Source organism: Salinibacterium sp. dk2585, from assembly GCF_008001035.1.
Taxonomy (GTDB): Bacteria; Actinomycetota; Actinomycetes; order Actinomycetales; family Microbacteriaceae; genus Homoserinimonas.
This window is the reverse complement of record NZ_CP042856.1, coordinates 927,378-948,995: the sequence shown is the minus strand read 5'-3', so window position 1 is coordinate 948,995 and position 21,618 is coordinate 927,378. Positions and strand designations below refer to the sequence as shown.

Annotated in this window: 22 protein-coding genes; 3 read left to right on the top strand and 19 right to left on the bottom strand. The window is 67.1% G+C overall.

Annotated features, from left to right (window positions below):
• Nucleotides 1–61 precede the first annotated feature (61 nt).
• Genes FVA74_RS04470 through FVA74_RS04460 form a run of 3 tightly spaced genes read right to left on the bottom strand, consistent with a single transcriptional unit; the run spans nt 62 to nt 2,437 of the window.
• A complete protein-coding gene (locus tag FVA74_RS04470; RefSeq protein WP_147720707.1) occupies nt 62–634 on the bottom strand; it encodes a TetR/AcrR family transcriptional regulator in 573 nt (190 codons plus the stop codon).
• 7 nt (nt 635–641) lie between these two features.
• Nucleotides 642–1,337, bottom strand: a complete 696-nt coding sequence (locus tag FVA74_RS04465) for an ABC transporter ATP-binding protein (protein ID WP_147720705.1) — start codon at nt 1,335–1,337, stop codon at nt 642–644.
• On the bottom strand, nt 1,334–2,437 hold the full coding sequence (locus FVA74_RS04460; RefSeq protein WP_147720703.1) for an ABC transporter permease: 1,104 nt from the start codon (nt 2,435–2,437) through the stop codon (nt 1,334–1,336). Before FVA74_RS04460 ends, FVA74_RS04465 begins: the two co-directional genes overlap by 4 nt.
• A gap of 81 nt (nt 2,438–2,518) precedes the next feature.
• Between FVA74_RS04460 and FVA74_RS04455 the strand changes: the two genes are divergently transcribed.
• A complete protein-coding gene (locus FVA74_RS04455; protein ID WP_147720701.1) occupies nt 2,519–2,890 on the top strand; it encodes a hypothetical protein in 372 nt (123 codons plus the stop codon).
• Nucleotides 2,891–2,959: 69 nt separating this feature from the next.
• Here the strand turns inward: FVA74_RS04455 and serA are convergent, their stop codons facing one another.
• The 16 genes from serA to FVA74_RS04375 all read right to left on the bottom strand — a co-directional run bounded on the left by serA (nt 2,960) and on the right by FVA74_RS04375 (nt 20,273).
• Nucleotides 2,960–4,552 (bottom strand): phosphoglycerate dehydrogenase, encoded by a 1,593-nt coding sequence (serA, locus tag FVA74_RS04450; RefSeq protein WP_147720699.1) that lies wholly within the window; start codon nt 4,550–4,552, stop codon nt 2,960–2,962.
• A gap of 133 nt (nt 4,553–4,685) precedes the next feature.
• Nucleotides 4,686–5,060, bottom strand: a complete 375-nt coding sequence (locus tag FVA74_RS04445; protein ID WP_147720698.1) for a hypothetical protein — start codon at nt 5,058–5,060, stop codon at nt 4,686–4,688.
• 1 nt (nt 5,061) lies between these two features.
• On the bottom strand, nt 5,062–5,448 hold the full coding sequence (locus FVA74_RS04440; RefSeq protein WP_147720696.1) for a hypothetical protein: 387 nt from the start codon (nt 5,446–5,448) through the stop codon (nt 5,062–5,064).
• A gap of 35 nt (nt 5,449–5,483) precedes the next feature.
• The gene (locus FVA74_RS04435) at nt 5,484–6,182 is read right to left on the bottom strand and encodes a dienelactone hydrolase family protein (RefSeq protein WP_147720694.1); all 699 of its coding nucleotides are present in this window, start codon (nt 6,180–6,182) and stop codon (nt 5,484–5,486) included.
• Nucleotides 6,183–6,455: 273 nt separating this feature from the next.
• Nucleotides 6,456–7,481: a ketol-acid reductoisomerase gene (gene ilvC / locus FVA74_RS04430; RefSeq protein WP_147720692.1), complete on the bottom strand. Its 1,026-nt coding sequence runs from the start codon at nt 7,479–7,481 to the stop codon at nt 6,456–6,458.
• A gap of 65 nt (nt 7,482–7,546) precedes the next feature.
• Nucleotides 7,547–8,053, bottom strand: coding sequence for an acetolactate synthase small subunit (gene ilvN / locus FVA74_RS04425; RefSeq protein ID WP_147720690.1), 507 nt, complete (start codon nt 8,051–8,053; stop codon nt 7,547–7,549).
• A gap of 4 nt (nt 8,054–8,057) precedes the next feature.
• Nucleotides 8,058–9,848: an acetolactate synthase large subunit gene (locus tag FVA74_RS04420; protein ID WP_147720688.1), complete on the bottom strand. Its 1,791-nt coding sequence runs from the start codon at nt 9,846–9,848 to the stop codon at nt 8,058–8,060.
• A gap of 70 nt (nt 9,849–9,918) precedes the next feature.
• Complete coding sequence (ilvD, locus tag FVA74_RS04415) at nt 9,919–11,613, bottom strand: dihydroxy-acid dehydratase (RefSeq protein WP_147720687.1); 1,695 nt, start codon at nt 11,611–11,613, stop codon at nt 9,919–9,921.
• 48 nt (nt 11,614–11,661) lie between these two features.
• On the bottom strand, nt 11,662–12,048 hold the full coding sequence (gene mnhG, locus FVA74_RS04410; protein ID WP_147720685.1) for a monovalent cation/H(+) antiporter subunit G: 387 nt from the start codon (nt 12,046–12,048) through the stop codon (nt 11,662–11,664).
• Entirely contained in the window at nt 12,045–12,356 is a 312-nt protein-coding gene (locus tag FVA74_RS04405) for a monovalent cation/H+ antiporter complex subunit F (RefSeq protein WP_147720683.1), read from the bottom strand. The genes mnhG and FVA74_RS04405 overlap by 4 nt, the downstream gene beginning before the upstream one ends.
• Nucleotides 12,353–12,916 (bottom strand): Na+/H+ antiporter subunit E, encoded by a 564-nt coding sequence (locus FVA74_RS04400; protein ID WP_147720681.1) that lies wholly within the window; start codon nt 12,914–12,916, stop codon nt 12,353–12,355. Before FVA74_RS04400 ends, FVA74_RS04405 begins: the two co-directional genes overlap by 4 nt.
• On the bottom strand, nt 12,916–14,511 hold the full coding sequence (locus FVA74_RS04395; protein ID WP_147720679.1) for a Na+/H+ antiporter subunit D: 1,596 nt from the start codon (nt 14,509–14,511) through the stop codon (nt 12,916–12,918). The genes FVA74_RS04400 and FVA74_RS04395 overlap by 1 nt, the downstream gene beginning before the upstream one ends.
• Nucleotides 14,508–14,978: a Na(+)/H(+) antiporter subunit C gene (locus FVA74_RS04390; protein WP_147720677.1), complete on the bottom strand. Its 471-nt coding sequence runs from the start codon at nt 14,976–14,978 to the stop codon at nt 14,508–14,510. Before FVA74_RS04390 ends, FVA74_RS04395 begins: the two co-directional genes overlap by 4 nt.
• Nucleotides 14,975–17,908 carry a Na+/H+ antiporter subunit A gene (locus FVA74_RS04385; protein ID WP_147720675.1) on the bottom strand — a complete coding sequence of 978 codons (2,934 nt, stop codon included), beginning with the start codon at nt 17,906–17,908 and terminating at the stop codon, nt 14,975–14,977. Before FVA74_RS04385 ends, FVA74_RS04390 begins: the two co-directional genes overlap by 4 nt.
• Before the next feature lie 101 nt (nt 17,909–18,009).
• On the bottom strand, nt 18,010–18,792 hold the full coding sequence (otsB, locus tag FVA74_RS04380) for a trehalose-phosphatase (RefSeq protein WP_147720673.1): 783 nt from the start codon (nt 18,790–18,792) through the stop codon (nt 18,010–18,012).
• Entirely contained in the window at nt 18,789–20,273 is a 1,485-nt protein-coding gene (locus FVA74_RS04375) for a trehalose-6-phosphate synthase (RefSeq protein ID WP_147720671.1), read from the bottom strand. Before FVA74_RS04375 ends, otsB begins: the two co-directional genes overlap by 4 nt.
• A gap of 156 nt (nt 20,274–20,429) precedes the next feature.
• Here FVA74_RS04375 and FVA74_RS04370 point away from each other — a divergent pair, with 156 nt between their 5' ends.
• Together FVA74_RS04370 and FVA74_RS04365 are read left to right on the top strand one after the other, a co-directional pair.
• Nucleotides 20,430–20,618, top strand: a complete 189-nt coding sequence (locus tag FVA74_RS04370) for a hypothetical protein (RefSeq protein ID WP_147720669.1) — start codon at nt 20,430–20,432, stop codon at nt 20,616–20,618.
• Nucleotides 20,615–21,598 (top strand): aldo/keto reductase, encoded by a 984-nt coding sequence (locus tag FVA74_RS04365; RefSeq protein WP_240792302.1) that lies wholly within the window; start codon nt 20,615–20,617, stop codon nt 21,596–21,598. The genes FVA74_RS04370 and FVA74_RS04365 overlap by 4 nt, the downstream gene beginning before the upstream one ends.
• Nucleotides 21,599–21,618 lie beyond the last annotated feature (20 nt).

Here is a 21,618-nt window from a genome sequence, read left to right as displayed (position 1 = left end):
ACACGACCCCAACAGTCGACAAGGGGCTGGCATCCATTCGGATGCCAGCCCCTTCGTTGTCTCAGGCGAAGCCGTGTCGCAGTGAGGCGAGCACGGCATCCGTCACGACCTCGACGTCCTCCCCTTGAGCGATGCGCTTGACGGCAGCATCCACCATGCCCTGCGCGAGTGCGCCCGCGAGATCGGGGCGGTGCACTTCGAGTTCGGCCATGATGTCGGGAAGCGGCGAGCTGAGGGCATCGTGGTGCCCCATGAAACGCTCCACCTGCTCATCACTGAAGCTCACGCCCTCGAGGCGGTCAGCGATCTCGTGCTTGCCCTCCTTCACCATGAGGAGCGTCGAGCGCACGTAGGCCTCGAGGCGCGGCCACCCGGGCGCGGCGGGCTCGATCGCCAACGTCAGCTCGGTCGACCACTCGAGGATGGCGCGGATCGCGACCTCCGCCAGCAGATCGCCTGACGACGGGAAGTACTCGTACACGCTGCTGCGTGCGAGGCCCACGGCCGAACCGACCGCTCGCGGTGTGACCGCCGCGGGCCCCTCGCTCAACAGGATTCGCGTGGCCTCCCTGATGAGGGCCTCGCGCTGCTGGTTGCGGTGCTCTGCAACCGAGGGCGCAGTGATTTTCGGCATTGGCCCATTATCCAAGCACTGCCGCAGGAAGCGCGCCCAGCACGCCGTCGTGCATGCGGAGCACGCGATCCGTGTGCGTCAGCACCTCGAGGTCGTGGGTCACCATGACGCAGGCCGTGCCGGTCGCGTGGGCGCGCTCGGCGAGCAGGGCGACGACCTCGTCAGCGCGTGCGTGGTCGAGCGCACTCGTGGGCTCGTCGACCAGCAGCACCTGCGGGTCACCCATGAGGGCGCGGGCAATCCCGACCCGCTGGCGTTCGCCGCCTGAGAGCTGTGCGGGTCTCCGGTCGGCGCGATGTGACATGCCCACGGAGGCGAGGAGCTCATCAGCCTTCGCACGGTGTTCGGCTCGGATGCCGCCCGCCATGTGAGGCACCATCAGCAGCTGGTCCCGCGCGGTCAGCGACGGCAGCAGATTGGTCGACTGGAAGACGAAGCCGATGAGGTCGCGCCGGATGCGGGAGAGCCGCTTGCGCGATGCGCCCGTGAGCTCCTGGTCGCCGACGACGACAGACCCGGAGGTGGGCGGCATGAGCGCCCCGGCGACGGCCAGGAGGCTCGACTTGCCCGAGCCAGACGGGCCCACGATGGCGAGGAGCTCGCCCTTCGCGACCTCGAGCGAGACGTGGTCGAGGGCCGTGACAGTCTCATCCCCCGCTGGCAGCGTGAGGGTGACGTCGGTGAGTGTGAGTGCAGCGGTCATCGTGCGCCTCCCAGCGCGGTGAGGGGGTCGACCCTCGTGATCTGGCGGATGGCGACGAGTGCCCCGGCAGCGCCGAGGACGATGATGAGGGCGAAGCCCGTGAGCACGGGGATCGTCTCGAGAACGAAGGGCATCCCCTCCGGCATGGCGGCGCCAAGCGCCCATCCGGCGGCGCCTCCCAAGGCGGTTGCGCCCAGGAGGACGACGAGCACCTGCGCGAGCGCGTCCCTCACGACATAGCCGCTGGATGCGCCCATGGCCTTGAGGAGGGCGATCTCGGGCTGGCGCTGCACCGTCCAGACGGTGAAGAATGCGCCGACCACGAGTGCCGAGATCACGTAGAGGAAGACCTGGATGAGGAGCATCGTTGAGGTCTCCGCCTCATAGCCGGGCGAGGCGTTGAACGACTCCTGCTTCGAGATGGCCGCCGTGCCGGCGACCTCCGTGTCCGCCAGCTCACCATCGTGCTGCAGGGCGATCGCCGTCGCGATTTCGTAGGCGCTGCTCGGCACCTCGCCCGGGATGCCGTATGCGACCTCCTGCCAGGTCGCCAGCGGCAGGTAGACGATGGCGACGTGCCCGTATGACGCGCTGCCGGTTGTCCCGACGACCGTCAGCTGGGTGCCGATGCGATCGATCGTGATCACATCGCCGATGGCGATGCCGTCGGCAGCGATGCCCTCGGAGATGACGACGCCATTCTCGGTTGCTCCCAAAGAATCGCCGTCGATGAGGTCCGGCTCGAGAAAGCTGCCCTCGGTGATTCCGAAGAGCGCGGCGCTGAACTGCACGCCTGCGTCGCTCTCCGCGTGCACAAGAGCGCTGCCGACCGGGGCGGCGTCCGTGACGCCATCGGCGTCCTTCCACGCCTCGACCGCGGCAACGTCGACCGTTGAGCGAGAGAACTGGTCGCTCGTGACCGACTCATCAAAGGCGAAGGAATCAGCGCGCATATCTCGCAGGCCCGAGACACCGTGGTCCACGAGCCCCGAGGACAATCCGGAGAGGATCACTGACAACGCGGCCATGAGGGCCACGACCGAGCCCATGAGGAGGAAGCGACCGCGAGCGAAACGCAGCTCGCGTAGTGCTAGGAACATTACAACCCAATCTTGCCGACACGGTGTCGGCTATATCAAGAATAACACCATGCCGACACTGTGTCGGACTAGACTCAGGCCATGGAACTTCTTGACCTCGCACGCAATGTCCTCGTCATCCTTCACTTCATCGGCCTCGCCTCACTTCTCGGCGGGTTCCTCACGCAGATGTCCGCCTTCAAGACCAAGTCGGTCGTCATCAACCCGGCGATCCTCCACGGCGCGCTGACCCAGCTCGTCACGGGACTCCTCCTGGTGACCGTCGCCGAGATGGGCGACGGCGACGTCAACCACATGAAGATCGGCATCAAGCTCGCCGTCGCCCTCGCGATCTACGTCATCGCCCTCGTCAACCGCAAGAAGAAGCCCGTCTCCAGCGCAGTCCTTGGAATCATCGGAGCGCTCACGCTCGTCAACGTGGTTGTCGCGGTGGTCGTTCCGGGCATGAGCTAGACCTCGCCTCATAGACACAAGAACGCCCCGCCGGACAGCACCGGCGGGGCGTTCTTGTTGTTGCTGGGACTATGCCTCGGTGATGTCGATCTCGCGCATGATGTCCGCATCGATCGCAACCCGAACCGCCTCGAGGAGCTCCTCCGGTGCAGGCGAGTCGATCGTCAGCACACTGAGGGCCTGGCCACCCGCCTCGCGGCGGCTGATCTGCATCCCTGCGATATTGATACCGGCATCGCCGAACTCCTTGCCGTAGACGGCCACGATGCCGGGGCGGTCGGTGTAGAGCATGACGATGTGGTGCTGCTCGATGGGGACCTCGACGTCGTGCCCATTCACCTCGACAAGCTTCTCGATCTGCTTGGTGCCCGTCAGGGTGCCCGACACCGAGACCTGGGTTCCGTCGGTCAATCCACCACGGATCGTCAGGAGGTTGCGGTATTCGTCACTCACGGCATCCGTGATCAGGCGCACCTCGATGCCGCGCTGCTCTGCCAGGAGGGGCGCGTTGACGTACGACACCGTCTCGCTCACGACGTTGGTGAAGATGCCCTTGAGCGCGGCGAGCTTGAGCACCTTGACGTCGAGCTCGGCGATCTCGCCACGCACCTCGACATCGACGCTCGACACGGGGCCGCTCGCGATGGCGCTGAAGATCTGGCCCAGCTTCTCCATGAGCGGGATGCCCGGCCTGACGACCTCGTCGATGACACCGCCGGCGACATTGACCGCGTCCGGAACGAGCTCGCCGCCCAGGGCGAGACGCACCGACTTCGCGACGGAGACGCCCGCCTTCTCCTGCGCTTCGTCCGTCGACGCGCCGAGGTGCGGGGTGAGCACGATGTTGTCGAGCGTCGCGAGCGGCGAGTCCTTCGGGGGCTCGTTCACGAAGACGTCGAGGCCAGCCGCCGCGATGCGCTTGGTCGACAGCGCCTCGTAGAGGGCGTCTTCGTCGATGATGCCGCCGCGGCTGCAGTTGACGATGCGCAGCTCGGGCTTCGCCTTGGCGAACTCCGCCGCACCGAAGAGGCCCGTCGTCTCCGGGGTCTTCGGGATGTGGATCGTGATGAAGTCGGACTGCTCGATCAACTCATCGAGGCTCACCACCTGCACGCCCAGCTGCTGCGCGCGCACCGGCGTGACGTAGGGGTCATAGGCGATGAGGTTGGCGCCGAAGCCCGCCAGTCGCTGGGCCACGAGGGTGCCGATGCGACCGAGGCCGACGATGCCGATCGTCTTCTCGAACAGCTCAATGCCGGTGTACTTGGAACGCTTCCACTCCCCCGCCTTCATCGACTGGTTCGCCTCAGGGATGAAGCGTGCGAGCGAGAGGATGTGACCCACCGCGAGTTCGGCCGCCGAGATGACGTTGGAGGTCGGCGCGTTGACGACCATGACGCCCGCCGTGGTCGCGGCCTTGATGTCGACGTTGTCAAGGCCCACGCCCGCACGGGCGATGACCTTGAGCTGCTTGCCCGCGGCGATCGCCTCGGCGTCCATCTTGGTGGCGGAACGGATCAGCACGGCGGATGCGTCGGTGAGGGCCGCAAGGAGCGCCGGACGGTCGGTGCCGTCGACATTGCGGATCTCGAAGTCGGGGCCGAGGGCCTCGACCGTGGCGGGAGAGAGTTCTTCTGCGATCAGCACGACCGGCTTTGACACGTAGCTGTTTCCATTCCTCGTGTGGGGTGGGGTGTGCCACGACGCTTTTCGGGGGCGGCGGCTCGGTCAGTTTAGTGCACGGATGAGCAGCCCCTTCGCCCCGTCCCCGGGGCCCGTGCCGAGCGAGAAGCCGTCAGAGGAGGCCGCGTGCGACCGCGATGAGCGTGAGGCTGTATGCCGCCACCACGGCGAGCGCGACGAGGTAAATGACCGCCTGCGCCCCCGCCCTGCGGTGCCGACCCAGCCACCAGGCGATGCCGAAGCCCAGCACGGGGGCCGCGACGTTGGCCAGCAGGACGGCCCACGGAGCACCGATGGGGGCGAGCTCCTGCGAAGCACGGAACTGGTTGCGCGCCTCGTTGAGCTCGAGCGCGCCGAACAGGTTCGTGAGCGCCTCGAAGAAGTCGAAGGCGAAGAACAGGCCAAAGCCGATCGCCACCGTGAGCGAGAGCCAGGTGGGGCCGGGCCGGGCGGCCTCGGGGGTCGTGGCTGCAGCATCCGTCGTCATGTCAGGCTCCCATCACGAAGGGCCACGGCACCAGCACGAGCACCCCGAGCCCCAGCCACGCCAGTCGATGGCTTGGCCGTGCGACGAGCACGAGCACGGCGGCCATCCAGAGCAACGGCGAGGCGATCGCGAGGAACTCGCCGAGCTGGAACATGATCTCGGCGAAGAGCCCCGGCTGCGTGAAATCGTCACGCTCCACCGCGATAAACCAGCCGACGCTGTAGATCAGGAAGATGCCGGCGATGACGCCGTATGCGACGAGGATCGCCGAGCTGGCCCGAACTGGCTCACCCGATGCCTGCCGCGGGGCCTTCGTCGACGGCCCTGCCACGTGGCTCGGGTCGTCATCCCCCCAGCTGAGGGCATCGTCGTCGGAATCCACGCGCATGCTCTGACTCTAGCGCTGACGGGCCGCCGAGGAACTCAGCGGACCCGCGCCCGAAGGAACTCCATCGCGCGCGAGAACGCCAGCTTCGCGGCATCCGGCCGGTAGTTGCCCGAAGGGTTCGAGTCATTCGCGAAGGCGTGCGGGGCGTCGTAGTAGAAGTACTCCACCTCGGCGCCCGACTGCTCGCGGATCTGCGCCTCCTGCTCGCGCGCCTTCTCCACCGGGTACGACGCGTCCTGCTCCGCATAGTGGCCCTGCACGGCCGCACGCACGCCGGCATAGGATTCCGGCACGCCCTGGCCGACACCGTAGAACGGCACGGCGGCGCTGACGCGCTCACCCTGCTGCGCCGCCAGCGCCAGCACGAAGCCGCCGCCCATGCAGAAACCGATGGCGCCCACGGTCGAACTCGTCACAGCCTCGTGCTGGAGGAGGTAGTCGACTGCGCCGGCGAGCATCTCGGCGCCCTTCGCCTCGGGGAGCTCCGACATGAGCTTCGCGGCCTCCTTGCCGTCGTGCGCAACGCGGCCGCCGTAGAGGTCAGGCGCGAGCGCCACGAAGCCTTCAGCGGCGAAACGATCCGTCACGTCCTTGATGTGGTCGACGAGGCCCCACCACTCCTGGATGACGATCAGGGCCGGGCCGGAGCCAGCCTCGGGAAGCGCGAGGTAACCGTGCGCCTCTCCCCCACCCGACGGGAACGTCACGTTCTGGAACGGTGCCTGCTGAACCACATTGTCTCCTCTCACACACTGACAATTTCGAGTCTATTCAATGGCGAAGGGCCGGCACCCTTGTGAGGTGCCGGCCCGTGCTCGCCGTATGTGCGCGGCGGGTCTCACTCAGACGTCAGCGCACAGCGCTGCCGTCGCCAGAAGGGCGCTTGCGCCCTTCTGAGACAGCACAGCGTCTCTGGACTGCGTCGGCGTCAGCGCGCAGCGCTGCCGTCGCCAGAAGGGCGCTTGCGCCCTTCTGAGACAGCACAGCGTCTCTGGACTGCGTCGGCGTCAGCGCGCAGCGCTGCCGTCGACGTAGTCCGCGTCCTGCTGCTTCCACGCGAAGAGCGCGCGGAGCTCCTTGCCCGTCGCCTCGATGGCGTGCTCCTGCTCCTTCGCCCGCAGCGACAGGAACTCCTCGCCGCCGTTGTCCTGGTCGTCGATGAAGCGCTTCGCGAATGCACCCGACTGGATGTCCGCGAGCACGGCCTTCATGTTCTCCTTGACCTCGGGTGTGATGACGCGGGGGCCGGAGACGTAGTCGCCGTACTCGGCCGTGTCGGAGATCGACCAGCGCTGCTTGGCGATGCCCCCCTCCCACATGAGGTCGACGATGAGCTTGAGCTCGTGGAGCACCTCGAAGTAGGCGATCTGCGGCTGGTACCCGGCCTCGGTGAGGGTCTCGAAGCCGTACTGCACAAGGTGCGACATACCGCCGCAGAGCACGGCCTGCTCGCCGAAGAGGTCGGTCTCGGTCTCCTCGGTGAAGGTCGTCTTGATGACGCCGGCGCGCGTGCCGCCGATGGCCTTCGCGTAGGAGAGCGCGAGGTCCCAGGCCTGGCCAGAGGCGTCGTTCTCGACCGCGATGATGTCGGGGATGCCACGACCCGCGACGAACTCGCGACGAACCGTGTGACCGGGAGCCTTCGGCGCGACGAGGATGACGTCGACGCCCTCGGGCGCCTCGATGTAGCCGAAGCGGATGTTGAATCCGTGCGCGAAGGCGAGCGTCTTGCCCGCCGCCAGCTTGCCCTTGATGTGGTCGTCGTAGATCGAACGCTGGTGCTGGTCGGGTGCGAGGATCATGACGACGTCGGCCCACTCGGTCGCGTCGGCAACGTTCTTGACGTCGAAGCCCGCCTCGGTCGCCTTGGGCGCCGACTTCGAGCCATCCTTGAGCGCGATGGCAACCTCGACGCCGGAATCGCGAAGGTTCTGCGCGTGCGCGTGGCCCTGCGAACCGTAGCCGACGATGGCAACCTTCTTGCCCTGGATGATCGACAGGTCGGCGTGCTTGTCGTAGAAGATCTCGGTCACTGTGTTTCTCCTTGTGTTCTTTGAGGTCTCGATACAGCCCTGGCGGGCTTACTCAACCCGCGGGGTTAGTTCTTAAAGATTCGTTCCGTGATGCTCTTGGACCCACGGCCGATGGCGAGGAGGCCCGACTGGGCGATCTCCTTCACCCCGTAGGGCTCGAGCACACGCAGGAGCGCCTGCGTCTTCGCGGTGTCGCCCGTGACCTCGATCACGACGGCATCCGTCGACACATCGACGATGCGGGCGCGGAAGAGCGTGGCTGCCTCGAGGATCTGGCTGCGCGTCGTGTTGTCGACCCGCACCTTGATGAGCATGTGCTCGCGCTGCACCGTCTGCGCCGGGTCGAGCTCGACGACCTTGATGACGTTGACGAGCTTGTTGAGCTGCTTCGTGACCTGCTCGAGGGGCAGTTCCTCGACGTCGACGACGACCGTGATGCGCGAGAGGCCGGCGATCTCGCTCTTGCCGACCGCGAGGCTCTCGATGTTGAAGCCGCGACGTGCAAAGAGTCCGGCGACCCGGGTCAGTAGACCCGGCTTGTCCTCGACGAGGAGCGAAAGAACGTGGCTCATCGACCTACTCCTCTTCCCAAGCGGGCGCGTGGTCACGCGCGTACTGCACCGACGAGTTGCCGAGGCCCTGTTGCACCATCGGCCACACCATGGCGTCGCGGCTCACGACGAAGTCGATCACGACGGGCCGATCGTTGGTCTCGTTGGCGAGCCGGATGGCGGCGTCGACCTCCTCCTTCTTCGTCACGCGGATCGCGAGGGCCCCGTAGGCCTCAGCGAGCTTGACGAAGTCGGGGATCATGGCGGTGTCGTGCCCCGTGTTGAGGTCGGTGAACGAATAGCGGCCGTTGTAGACGAGCGTCTGCCACTGCCGCACCATGCCGAGCGAGGAGTTGTTGATGACGGCGACCTTGATCGGGATCTCGTTGATCGTGCAGGTCGCGAGCTCCTGGTTGGTCATCTGGAAGCATCCGTCGCCGTCGATCGCCCACACGGTGCGCTCCGGGTTCGCAACCTTCGCGCCCATCGCGGCCGGCACGCTGTAGCCCATCGTGCCCGCGCCACCCGAGTTGAGCCAGGCGCCGGGGCGCTCGTACTGGATGAACTGGGCGGCCCACATTTGGTGCTGGCCGACGCCGGCAGCGTAGACGCCCTCTGGACCGGTGATCTTGCCGATGCGCTCGATCACGTACTGGGGCGAGAGGAGGCCGTCCTCCGGCTCGTCGTAGCCGAGCGGGAACTGCTTGCGCAGGTTGTCGAGACGCGCCCACCACTCGCTGTGGTCGGGCTTCTCACCCGCACTTGCGGTGGCGAAGGCGGAAGACAGATCGGCGATGACGTCCTTGGCATCGCCGACGATCGGGACATCTGCCGTGCGGATCTTGGAGATCTCGGCCGGGTCGATGTCGACGTGGATGACCTTGGCGTCGGGGGCGAACTCGCTCGCTTTGCCCGTGACCCGGTCGTCGAACCGAGCGCCGAGGGAGACGAGGAGGTCGGACTCCTGGATCGCGAGCACGGCGGGCACAGTTCCGTGCATGCCGGGCATCCCGAGGTGCTGCTCGTGCGAGTCGGGGAACGCGCCACGCGCCATGAGGGTCGTGACGACGGGCGCACCCACTGCCTCGGCCAGCGCGAGCAACTCGGCCGATGCGCCGGCGCGCACGACACCACCGCCGACATAGAGCACGGGTCGTTTGGCCTCGGCGAGCAATTGCGCCGCCGCCTGGATCTGCTTGCCGTGCGCCTTCACAACGGGGCGGTAACCCGGGAGGTCGACCGAGGCGGGCCACACGAACGGCGCCGAGCCCTGCTGCGCATCCTTCGTCACATCGACGAGCACGGGGCCGGGCCGCCCGGTCGATGCGATCTGGTACGCCGCAGCGAGGGTCTTGGGGATGTCCTCTGCCTTCGTGACGAGGAAGGAGTGCTTGGTGATGGGCATCGTGATACCCACGATGTCGATCTCCTGGAAGGCATCCGTGCCCATCGAGGTCGAGAACACCTGGCCCGTGATGGCAAGGAGCGGCACCGAGTCCATGTAGGCGTCGGCGATCGCAGTCACGAGGTTCGTGGCGCCGGGACCGGATGTCGCGATGGCGACCCCGACCTTGCCGCTCGACGAGGCATAGCCTTCGGCGGCGTGGCCAGCCCCCTGCTCGTGGCGCACGAGGATGTGCCGGATCTTCTCCGACGACATGAGCTCGTCGTAGAACGGCATGATCGCGCCGCCGGGCAAGCCGAAGACGTCTTTTACCCCGAGGTGTTCGAGGGAACGAAGGATCGCCCCTGAACCGGTCAACACCTCTGGAACGTTGAGGGCGCTGCTGGGAGTGGGCGGTGCATCCGCTGACATCACTGAGTTCCTTGCATCGTGTACACGAATGGTCGTGCGGGACTGCGAGTCCGCACGGTCTGGTGGGCGACTACCCCGTGATCGCACCCTCCGAGGCGGAGTGGACGAGCTTGGAGTATTTTGCGAGAACGCCACGGGTATAGCGCGGGGGAAGTGGAGCCCAGCCTTCACGGCGGGCTGCCAGCTCGGACTCGTCGACGAGTAGGTCGAGAGAGCGGGCTGCGATATCGACCCGAATCAGATCACCATCGCGCACGAAGGCGATCGGACCTGCGTCGACCGCTTCGGGTGCTATGTGGCCGATGCACAGGCCGGTTGTGCCGCCTGAGAATCGTCCGTCCGTCAAGAGTAGTACATCTTTTCCGAGCCCCGCGCCCTTGATGGCGGCGGTGATGGCGAGCATCTCGCGCATGCCAGGGCCGCCCTTGGGGCCCTCGTAGCGGATCACGACGATGTCGCCCGCCTTGATCGAACCCTCGGTGAGGGCATCCATTGCGGCGCGCTCGCGCTCAAACACGCGTGCTGGCCCCTCGAAGATCGCCGCGTCGAAGCCGGCCGTCTTCACGACGGCACCCTCGGGCGCGAGCGAGCCCTTGAGGACGGCAAGACCGCCCGTTGCATGGATCGGGTTGTCGAGCGTGCGAAGCACTTCGCCGTCGAGCGGGTCGATGTCCATCTCGGCCAGGTTCTCGGCGAGTGTCTTGCCCGTCACGGTGAGCGCGTCACCATGCATGAGGCCCGCATCGAGCAGCGCCTTCATGAGCACGGGCAGGCCGCCGTGGCGGTCGACGTCGTTCATGACGTACTTGCCGAAGGGCTTGAGGTCGCCGATGTGGGGCACCTTGTCGCCGATGCGGTTGAAGTCATCGAGCGTGAGGTCGACGCCGGCCTCGTTCGCGATCGCGAGGAGGTGCAGGATGATGTTGGTCGAGCCGCCGAGCGCCATGCCGACCGCGATGGCGTTCTCGAACGCCTTCTTCGTCAGGATGTCGCCCGTCGTGATGCCGAGGCGCAGCATGTTGACGACCGCCTCCCCGCTGCGGTGCGCGTAGTAGTCGCGGCGACGGTCAGCGGATGCGGGAGACGCCGAACCCGGAAGGCTCATGCCAAGCGCCTCCGCCACGCTCGCCATCGTGTTGGCGGTGTACATGCCGCCGCAGGCACCCTCGCCCGGGGCGAAAGCACACTCGATGCGCTTGGCGTCGGCCTCCGACATCTTGCCCGCCTTGACGGCGCCGACCGCCTCAAAGGAGTCGATGATCGTGATGTCCTTCTCGGTGCCGTCGCTGAGCTTGACCCAGCCGGGCGCGATCGAGCCGGCGTAGAGGAAGACGGATGCGAGGTTCAGGCGGGCGGCCGCCATGAGCATGCCGGGGATCGACTTGTCACAACCGGCCAGCACGACCGAGCCATCGAGACGCTCCGCCATCATGACCGTCTCGACCGAGTCGGCGATGACCTCACGGGAGACGAGCGAGAAGTGCATGCCCTCGTGGCCCATCGAGATGCCGTCGGACACGGAGACAGTGCCAAACTGCAGCGGGTATCCGCCGCCCGAGTGCACGCCCTCCTTGGCGGCCTGCGCGAGCCGCCCGAGGCTCAGGTTGCAGGGAGTGATCTCGTTCCAGGAGCTCGCGATGCCGATCTGGGGCTTCTCCCAGTCGGCGTCACCCATGCCGACCGCACGGAGCATGCCGCGCGACGTCGTCGCCTCGATCCCATCGGTGACAACACGGCTACGGGGTTTCATGTCGAACTCTGGCATGTGCCAAGTTTAGTGGCAGCGCAGCGCGGGCCCCGCGACATCCGCTCGTCAGCTGCCGCTCTCGCGCTCGTGCCGCGCCCGCTCCTCCTGCGCCTCGTCGATGGCCTCGTCGAGTTCGTCGACATAGAGGTGGTCGTCGTCGATGTTGCCCGCCCGGTAGCCCGCGCGGCCGATCATGTGGGCCGAAATGGGGGCGGTCAGCATCTGGAAGAGCAACACCGGCAGGAGGGTGAGCAGCACCGCCCAACTGCGCTCCGCCAGCGCGATCGCACCGAGCACGAGCATGAGCCCCACGACCTGGGGCTTCGTCGCGGCGTGCATGCGGGCGAGCACGTCGGGAAAGCGCAGGAGGCCGATGCCCGCGGCGAGCGAGAAGAGGCCACTGCCCACGAGGAAGACCGCGGCCAGCTGGTCGAGGAAGGAATCGAGGGTCACTGCTTCCTCCCCCGCGCGATGGGACTGCGGTCGGGGGGCCTGCGCTCCGCCGACTGCTTCGAGACGTAGCGAGCGACCGTCATGCTCGCGAAGACCGCAACGACGGCCAGCACGACCATGATCGGCACCGTGCGGGTGTGGCCGTTGTAGACCATCTCGACGCCGAGCACGCAGATGATGGTCGTGACCAGCATGTCGGATGCGATCATGCGGTCGAGGATCGCCGGCCCACGCACGATGCGATAGAGGGCTGCGAGTGACGCAGCTCCGAACAGGATGCCGATGCAGAGAAACACCACGTCAATCATGATTCCTGCCCCGCATTCTCACTCCGCCGTAGGTCGTCGCGCGAACCGATGACCCGCACGATACGCCGCTCAGCCGCGAGGACCGTTGCGCGCGTCCTCTCGAGCGAGGCATCGTCGTGCACGTCAAGTGCGTGGATGTACAGCACTGAGCGATACCGGTCGGCCTCGACCACGAGTGATCCTGGCACGAGCGAGATATAGAGCGACACGAGCAGCATCACGAGGTCGGACCGGCTGTTGAGGTGCACCGCAATCACAGAACTGGCGGGACGGCGGCGGGGGTTGACGGCGATCCAGGCGACGTGGAAGGAACCGCGGATGACGTCCCACAGGAAGACCACAACGAAGACGACCGCCCACAGCAGGTTGAAACGTCCCGAGAGTTCGACGGGCGGCAGGTAGAAGACCCGCATGACGATGAGGGCGACAAGGATGCCCGTGACCAGGTTGAGCCAGGACAGCGAGCCCCACAGGAGCATCCAGAGCACGACGAGCCAGACGAGGAGCGGCAGCTGGTTGAAGAAGTTTCGTCGCAGACGGCGTGATGTGTACTCGGGCATCAGCGGGCCTCACCCCTGACATCGACCTCTGATTCATCTTCGACGTCGGGGAAGACGAGGTTCGTGTAGGTGAGCGGGTTGCCGAGGTTCTCCCCCGCACGCGCCGAGATCGCGTAGAGCGGCCCGGCGAAGACTGTCAGGGCGACCGAGAGCGCCACCATCGCGGCGGTCGATCCGGTCATGAGCCGCGGCGAGTTCTTCGACTCCTGCTGGGGTGCAGAGCCTCCCGGCGCCTCCGTCAGTTCGTCCAGGAGTGACGATTCATAGGTCTCGACCTCGGACTGGGGGCGCCAGAACGCCATGTTCCACACTCGCGCGAGTGCGTAGAGGGTCAGCAGCGAGGTCAGCACGCCGGCCGCGATGAGCACCCAGATGAGCGGGTTCGGCTCCTGAGCACCCGCGGTGAAGAGGGCGAGCTTGCCGATGAAGCCCGAGAAGGGCGGAATGCCGCCCAGGTTGAGTGCAGGGATGAAGAACAGCACCGCGATGATGGGCGCGCTCTTGAGGAGGCCGCCCAGCCGGTTGATCGATGTCGAGCCACCGTGGCGCTCGATGAGTCCCGTCGCGAGGAACAGCGTCGTTTGCACGATGATGTGGTGCACGATGTAGAAGATCGTGGCGCCGAGGCCCGCGACCGTGCCCATTGCGATGCCGAAGATCATGTAGCCGATGTGACTCACGAGCGTGAACGACAGGAGTCGCTTGATGTCGGCCTGTGCCACAGCACCGAGGATGCCGACGACCATCGTGAGCAGGGCGACGACCATGAGCGCGGTATTGATGTCACTCTCGGCGAAGAGCACCGTCTCGGTGCGGATGATCGCGTAGACACCGACTTTCGTGAGGAGGCCGGCGAAGACGGCCGTGACGGGCGCGGGGGCCGTCGGGTAGGAGTCCGGCAGCCAGAACGAGAGCGGGAAGACGGCCGCCTTGATGCCGAAGGCGATGAGCAGCATGACATGCAGGATGAGCTGGATGTCGGGCGAGAGCTCGGCCATCCGCAGCGAAATGTGCGCGATGTTGACGGTGCCGAGTGCCCCGTAGATGACCGCGATCGCCGCGAGGAAGAGGATCGACGAGACGAGGCTCACGACGATGTAGGTGACACCGGCGCGGATGCGGGCCCCCGTGCCACCCAGCGTGAGGAGCACGTAGCTCGCGACGAGGAGGATCTCGAAGCCGACGTAGAGATTGAAGAGGTCGCCCGCGATGAAGGCGTTGAAGACGCCCGCCGCGAGCACCATGTAGGTCGGGTGGTAGATCGATACCGGCGTCTCATCGTCACCATCGGCCATGCCCTGGCCGACCGAGAAGATGAGGACCGCGAGCAAGACGGCGGCCGAGACGATCAGCATGAGGGCCGACAGCCGGTCGACCACGAGCGAGATGCCGAAGGGGGCATCCCAGCCGCCGACGGCCATCACGAGCGCTCCCTGAGCGTCGACCTCGATCAGGAGGAAGACACTCACGACCAGAACGGCGACGAGCGCGGCGATCGTCACCATGACCTGCAGGCGGCGTCGGCGGCCCGCGATGAGCGCGCCAGCGGCACCCAGAAGGGGCAGGATCACGACGAGGGGCACGAGCGCGGTCACGGCTGCTCCTCCCCTGTCTCGGCGAGATCATGCGCGGCGGTCAGCTCGTCCAGGTGGTCGACCTCCTGGTCAATGTGGTCGGGGTCTGCGAGTTCGGCTTCGACCTCGGCGTCGCGCTGGGCGATCGCGAGGTCTTCAGCGTCATCGATGACCTCATCCGCCTTCGACAGGCGCCACGAGCGGTAGATGAGCGCCATGAGGAAGGCCGAGACGCCGAAGGTGATGACGATCGCCGTGAGCACGAACGCCTGCGGCAGCGGATCGGCGATGTCGTCGGTCGTCGTGCCGTCGTTGAGGATCGGCGCGAGCCCGTTGGGCCCGGCCATCGTGAGGAGCAGCAGGCTCGTGGCGTTCGCGACAAGCAGGAAGCCGAGCAGCACGCGGGTCAGGCTGCGCTCGAGCATGAGGTACACGCCCGTGGCATAGAGCACCGTCATGACCGCGATGAGAGTGAGGGATGCTGTCATGGGCCTCTCCTCTCTTCGAGTCGCTCATTGGGGGTGCGGGGGTCCTCTTCCTCCTGCTGCCGGTCGACCTCGCCACCGAGGCTCCTCAGCACGTCAAGCACGAGCCCGATCACGATGAGGTAGACGCCGACATCGAAGATCGTCGAGGTGATGAACTCGACGTGCCCGAAGACGGGGAGTGTCGCCTCGAAGAAGGCGGAGGTCAGGGCATCCGCTCCGAAGAGCAGGGGGGCCGCGGCCGTGCCCGCCGCAAGAAGCATGCCCGTGCCGAGCAGTCGGCCGGCATCAATCGTGACGGCCGCGCCAAGCTCGTAGCGGCCGCCAGCGAGGTAGCGGGCGACGAGCGCCATGCCAGCGACGAGGCCGGCCGCGAAGCCGCCACCGGGAGCGTTGTGGCCGCTGAAGAGCACGAAGAGCGAGACCACCATGATCGAGTGGAAGACGAGGCGCACGGCGATCTCGAGCAGGATCGAGCGGTTCTCGGGGGCGAGCGTGCGCCCGGCAAGCAGCCAGGCGAGCCGCTTTTCGTCTGGCTCCGGCTCGCGAGCGGTGCGCATCCGCCCGACCGGCCGGGCCGGTTCGGTGATGGGACGCTGGCGAAGGAGGAAGCCGCGACGACCCCGCGCGAGTTTCGGCCGCGCGAGATCATCCGTGCGGCGATCGAGGAAGATCAGGCTCGCGACACCGGTCGCGGCCACAATGACGACCGAGAGCTCACCCATGGTGTCCCAGGCGCGCACGTCGACCAGCGCGACATTGACCACGTTGGCACCGTGTCCGATGGCCTTCGCGAGCTGGGCGAACTCGTGGAAGATCGGCTCGGTGGAGCGGGCGGCAAGGGCTGTGACGGCGACGCCGGCCATCGTGAGGCCGACCGCGATCGCGAGGATTGCGCGCAGCAGGCGGTGCTGCGGGCGGCCGTGAGCGACGCCGATCCGGCCGGGGAGTCGGCGCAGCACGAGCACGAATGCGACGAGCGTCACGGTCTCGACGAGGAGCTGGGTGAACGCGAGGTCAGGTGCGCCCTGCAGTGCGAAAAGGGTCGCGAGGCCGTACCCCGTGACACCGACCAGCACGACAGCGGTGAAGCGCTTGTCCGCGCGTACTGCGGCAAGTGCGGCGATGATCATGATGATGCCGATCGCCGCCTGCGCCGGGTAGTCCCAGAGCTTCCACGCGGTCGGCCACGTCGAATTGAGCGCGAGCGCGGTGCCCGCGGCCAGCACGAAGACGAGCAGGATGACGCCGAGGTAGAACGGCAGCGAACCACGCTGCGTCACTGAGGTCACGCGAGCCGCGGTGCGGTCGACGAAACGCAGCACCTTCCAGTAGCCGTCAGCCGCGTTGATGAGTGCAGGGACGGCCGCCTGCACCCGTGCGACCCTTGTGCGCTGCCAGAACAGGAGGATGCCGAGGAGCAGCGACACGGCCGAGATACCGAGTGCCGGCTCGAGTCCGTGCCAGAGCGCGATGTGGTAATCCTCGTCCCCTGCCGGGAACACGATCGAGTAGCCCGCGAGCCACGGGTCGAGGGCAGAGGCAGCGAGGCCCAGGACGATGCCGGCGAGCGACAGGATGAGCGGGGAGGCCAGAGCATCCGCTCGCTCCGGATGCACGGGGATGTCTTCGACGTCGCGCTTGCGCCCGAAGGCTCCCCAGAGGAACCGTGCCCCATAGGCGACCGTGAGCACGGAGCCGAGCGCGACACCGACAAGCCCCACGAGCCCGATGGCCGAGCCGTCGAGCAGCGCGGTGAAGACGGCCTCCTTGGCCACGAAGCCGAACGTCGGAGGCAGGCCTGCCATGGATGCCGTTGCCACGATCGCGACGCCGGCGAGCACGGGTCGCTCCCGGCCGAGCCCGCTGAGCTTGCGCAGGTCGCGCGTGCCAGTGGAGTGGTCGATGAGGCCGACGACGAGGAAGAGCGACGATTTGAAGAGGGCGTGGGCGAGCAGCAGCGCGAGTGCCGCGAGGGCCGCCGTGCGGGACCCGAAGCCCGCGATGACCGTGAGGAATCCGAGCTGGCTCACGGTGCCGTAGGCGAGCAGCAGCTTGATGTCGGTCTGGCGGAGGGCGCGCCATCCGCCGACCAGCATGGTTGCGACACCGAGGATCACGAGCACCTCCCGCCATCCCGGAATAGTCGAGAAGGCGGGCGCGAGCGCCGCGATGAGGTAGATGCCGGCCTTCACCATCGCGGCTGCGTGCAGGTAGGCGCTGACCGGCGTCGGGGCGGCCATGGCGGCGGGCAGCCAGAAGTGGAAGGGCACGAGGGCGGACTTGGAGACGGCTCCCACGAGCAGCAGATAGACGGCCGTGATGACAGCGGCACCCTCTGGTGGTGGCGCTGCCACGATCGCCGTGAGGCTCGTCGTGCCCGTCTCGGCCGCAAGGATGACGAGACCGACCAGCATCGTGAGCCCGCCGGCCGTCGTCACGAGGAGTGCCTGGAGCGCGGCTCCTCGGCTCGCCTTGCGATCGGTGTAGTGGCCGATGAGGAGGTAGGAGAAGACGGTCGTCGCCTCCCAGAACATGAAGAGCAGGAAGATGTCGTCGGCAACGACGAGGCCGTACATGCTGCCGCTGAAGGCGATGAAGAACCCGGCGAAGCGACCGAGGCCGGGCTCATCCGCCGGGAAGTAGCGCTCGCAGTACACGAGCACGAGCGCGCCGACCCCCAGCACGACGAGCGTGAGCACCCATGAGAGAGTGTCGAGTCGCAGCGAGAGGCCGAGGTCGATCTCAGGGATCCACGGCAGGAACTCCGTGACGATCTCACCGTCGAGGATGCGCTGGGCGACCGCCACAGAGACTCCGAGAGCGCCGAGGGGAACAAGCGCCAGGACGTAGAAGACCCGCGGGCCGAGCACCTTCGTGAGCGCGGGGGCGAGAATCGCCGCAAGCGCGAAGAAGCCCAGCGAAATCAGCACGTGACCTCCGTCTCGGTGGGCGGGTGGCGCGCGTACACGGGAGTCGTGAGATGCGGCGGAACCATCACATTCTAACGGCCGCCAACGCTGAGAATTCCGATTCAGGCATATTTTCGGGAGCGAATCTGCGCGAGGCGCCCCAGCACGCGGGCGACATCCTGCGGCGCCGGCACCCTATGACGGGCGGAGGTCTCGCCGTCTCCGCACTTGAGGGAGAGGTCTGACTCGCCGAGGGCTCGGAAGCCGTCTTCGTCGGTGACGTCGTCGCCGACGAAGACGACCGCGGTGGCGTGGCTGAACTCGCGCAGCATGCGCACGGCGTCGCCCTTCGTCGTCGAGCGCACCGAGAACTCGAGCACCTTGTTGCCATGCCGTTCCGTGACGGCGGGCAGCTCAGCGACGATGAGCTCGTGCGCCTGCGCCCGGGCGGACGCCGCGACATCCGCCGACGCAGCCCGGCTGTGCAGCGCGAACCCGGCCGGTTTCACCTCGACCCAGGTGCCCGGATGCTGCTCCGCGACGCCCTCGAGCAGTCGCCGCAACGTGGCGACCGCCGCGCGCTCCTCCTCCGTCAGCTCGACGCCGGGCGCCGCATCGAGACGGGTCTCGACCCCGTGCGAGCCGCTGAGCAGCGCCGCCGCGGGCGGGGACGCGACCTCGATCAGGCTCTCGAGCGCGCGACCCGAGATGTAGGCGACGCGCGTGTCGGGCAGTTCGACGAGTTGCGCGATGGCCCTTGCGGCTTCGGGAAGCGCCCTGGCATCCTCCGGCCGGTCGACAAGCGGGGCCAGCGTGCCGTCGAAGTCGAGGGCGACCAGCAACCGTGCGGTCGCGGCGACCTCGTGCAGCGCGGCATCCAATTCCGGCGCGATGTCCTGGGTCACGAAGAGGCCTTGCGTCCATTCGCCGTGAGCACCTCAAGAAATGCCGACGACCACTTCGCCACGTCGTTGTCGAACACGCGCCTGCGCATCGCACGCATGCGCGTGCGGCGTTCAGAGCGGGGCATCTGCACCGCGCGCATGATCGAATCCTTGAGGCCGTCGATATCGTGCGGATTGATGAGGAGCGCGCGCTTGAGCTCATCCGAGGCGCCCGCGAACTCGCTCAGCACGAGCACCCCGTCTTCGTCGAATCGGGTTGCCGCATACTCCTTCGCGACGAGGTTCATGCCATCGCGCAGTGCCGTCACGAGCATGACGTCGGCCGCAAGGTAGAGGGCGATCATCTCCTCACGGGGATAGCTCGTGTGGTGGTAGCTGATGGGCGCATGGCCAATGGTTCCGTGGTCGCCATTGATTCGGCCCACCATGAGTTCGATCTCGTCGCGGAGCTGGCGGTAGGCCTCGACCCGCTCGCGGCTCGGGCTCGCGACCTGCACGAGCGTCACATCTTCGACCGGCACCTTGCCCTCCGCCACAAGCTCGCCGAATGCCTTCAGGCGGTGGCCGATGCCCTTCGTGTAGTCGAGGCGGTCGACGCCGAGGATCACCTTCTGCGGGTTGCCGAGCTCCTCACGGATCTCGCGCGCCCGCGCCTGGATGTCGGGCCTGCGCGCCAGGTCCTCGAAGTCACTCGCGTCGATCGAGATGGGGAACTGCCGCGCGATGACCGTGCGGAACGGCTTGCCGCCCGCGATCGGACCGTGCGCGCGCACCCCCTGCGACTCGTCGATGAGCGGCACGTCGATCGTCGTGCCGCGGGTGGGAAAGCCCTTCAGCCGGCGCACCGCGCGAGAGAAGTTGTTGGCGTCGGCGAGCCGCTGAAAGCCGATGACGTCGGCCCCGAGGAGGCCTTCGACGATCTGCGTGCGCCACGGGAGCTGCGAGTAGATGCCGTAGGGCGGGAACGGGATGTGGTTGAAGAATCCGATGGTCAGGTCGGGCCTCGCCTCGCGAAGCATCTTCGGCACGAGCTGCAGCTGGTAATCCTGCACCCACACCACCGCGTCCTGGGCGCTCGCCGCGGCAGCGGCATCCGCGAATCGCTGGTTCACCCGCACGTACGCGTCCCACCACTCCCGGTGGTACTGCGGATGCGAGATCACGTCGTGGTAGAGCGGCCACAGCGTGTCGTTCGAGAAGCCCTCGTAGTAGTCCCTCACCTCATCGGCGGAGAGCGGCACCGGCACGATGTGGATGCCGTCACTCTCGAAGGGCTCGATATCGAGGTCCGGCAGGCCGGCCCACCCGACCCATGCCCCGTCGTTGCGGCGCATGACGGGCTCGAGCGCCGTCACGAGGCCGCCGGGCGAATGGTTCCAATAGGCGGATCCGTCGGGCTCGACGACCCGGTCGACGGGGAGACGGTTCGAAACGACGACGAAGGAATGCTGTTCGTTCTCGGCGGCATCTGGGGCAGTCATGAAGGCGTGCTCCGTGTCAGTAACTGGGCCCCCGAAATGGGACCGGGAAGGTGGAAGGGGATCCTGGAGGCCAGAGTACCCCCAAGCGCCACGCGCAGGACTGGGCGTCTTCCCCACGCCGGGGTAGCGTGGGCATCGACGAGAACGGGAGTCTCAATGCGCAAATTCATCTTCAGCGGCAGCGTGCTCTCCGCCGTCTTCGGCGGAATGGGTGCAGTGCGCGCGACCCTCAACGGACCGCGCGACTGGCGTCTCATCCTCATGTGGGTCAGCTGGGCATGCGCCGTCGGGATCGCCATCGGCACGGTGGTCAAGAACACGGAGACGCACGAGCTCGAGCGGTGAGCCGGGCGATCGACCTCGACCCCGTCGGCTACGGCGCGATGTCGCTCGGGGGTTCCTACGGAGCGATTGACGAGGCATCCGCCCAGCGCCTGCTCGCCTCGGTCGTGGAGTCCGGTGTGCGCCACCTCGACACGGCCAACATCTATGGCGACGGCGCGAGCGAGGAGAGTATCGGGCGATTCCTGCGCGGACGCCGCCGGGATGAGGTGTTCCTCGCATCGAAGACCGGACTCTCGATGGGGGCTGGCGTCGGCACACGCAGCATCAGCGGTCGCCCCGAAACGATCCGCGCGAACATCGACGATTCGCTACGCCGACTCGGCGTCGAGCACCTCGACCTCTACTACCAGCACCGCATTGACCCGGAGGTGCCGGTCGAGGAGACCGTCGGCGCCTTCGCCGAGCTCGTGAAGGCCGGCAAGATTCGCCACGTCGGCCTCTCCGAGGCGACGGGGGACGAGTTGCGACGCGCCCACGCGGTGCACCCCATTGCCGCCGTGCAATCCGAATGGAGCATCCTCAGCCGAGACGTTGAGGTGCACGTCGTGCCGACCGCCGCCGAACTCGGCATCGCGGTCGTGCCCTACTCCCCCGTCTCACGCGGGCTCCTCACCGATGGCTTCGACGCGGATGCCGCGGCGCACGACATGCGCCAGGCGTTCCCGCGCTTCCGCCCCGGGAACCTGCCGCGCAACCAGGCCGTCGCTGAAGAAGTGCGGGTGGTGGCACGGCGGGTCGGCGCGGCGACAGAACAGGTCGCGATCGCGTGGTTGCTTGCGAAGGCACGGGGATTCGGGGCATCCGTCTCGGTCATCCCGGGCACGCGAAGCATCGAGCACCTCCGCAGCAACCTGGGCGCGACCGAAGTCGAACTGGCGGGCGATGACATGGCGGCGCTAGAGACCATCGCCGAGCGGGTCGCCGGGGCACGCACGGCAACACCCTCCTGGGTGTCTGGCGGGCGCGAGGGGCTTCTCTGACGCCAGCGCGGGAATGTCAC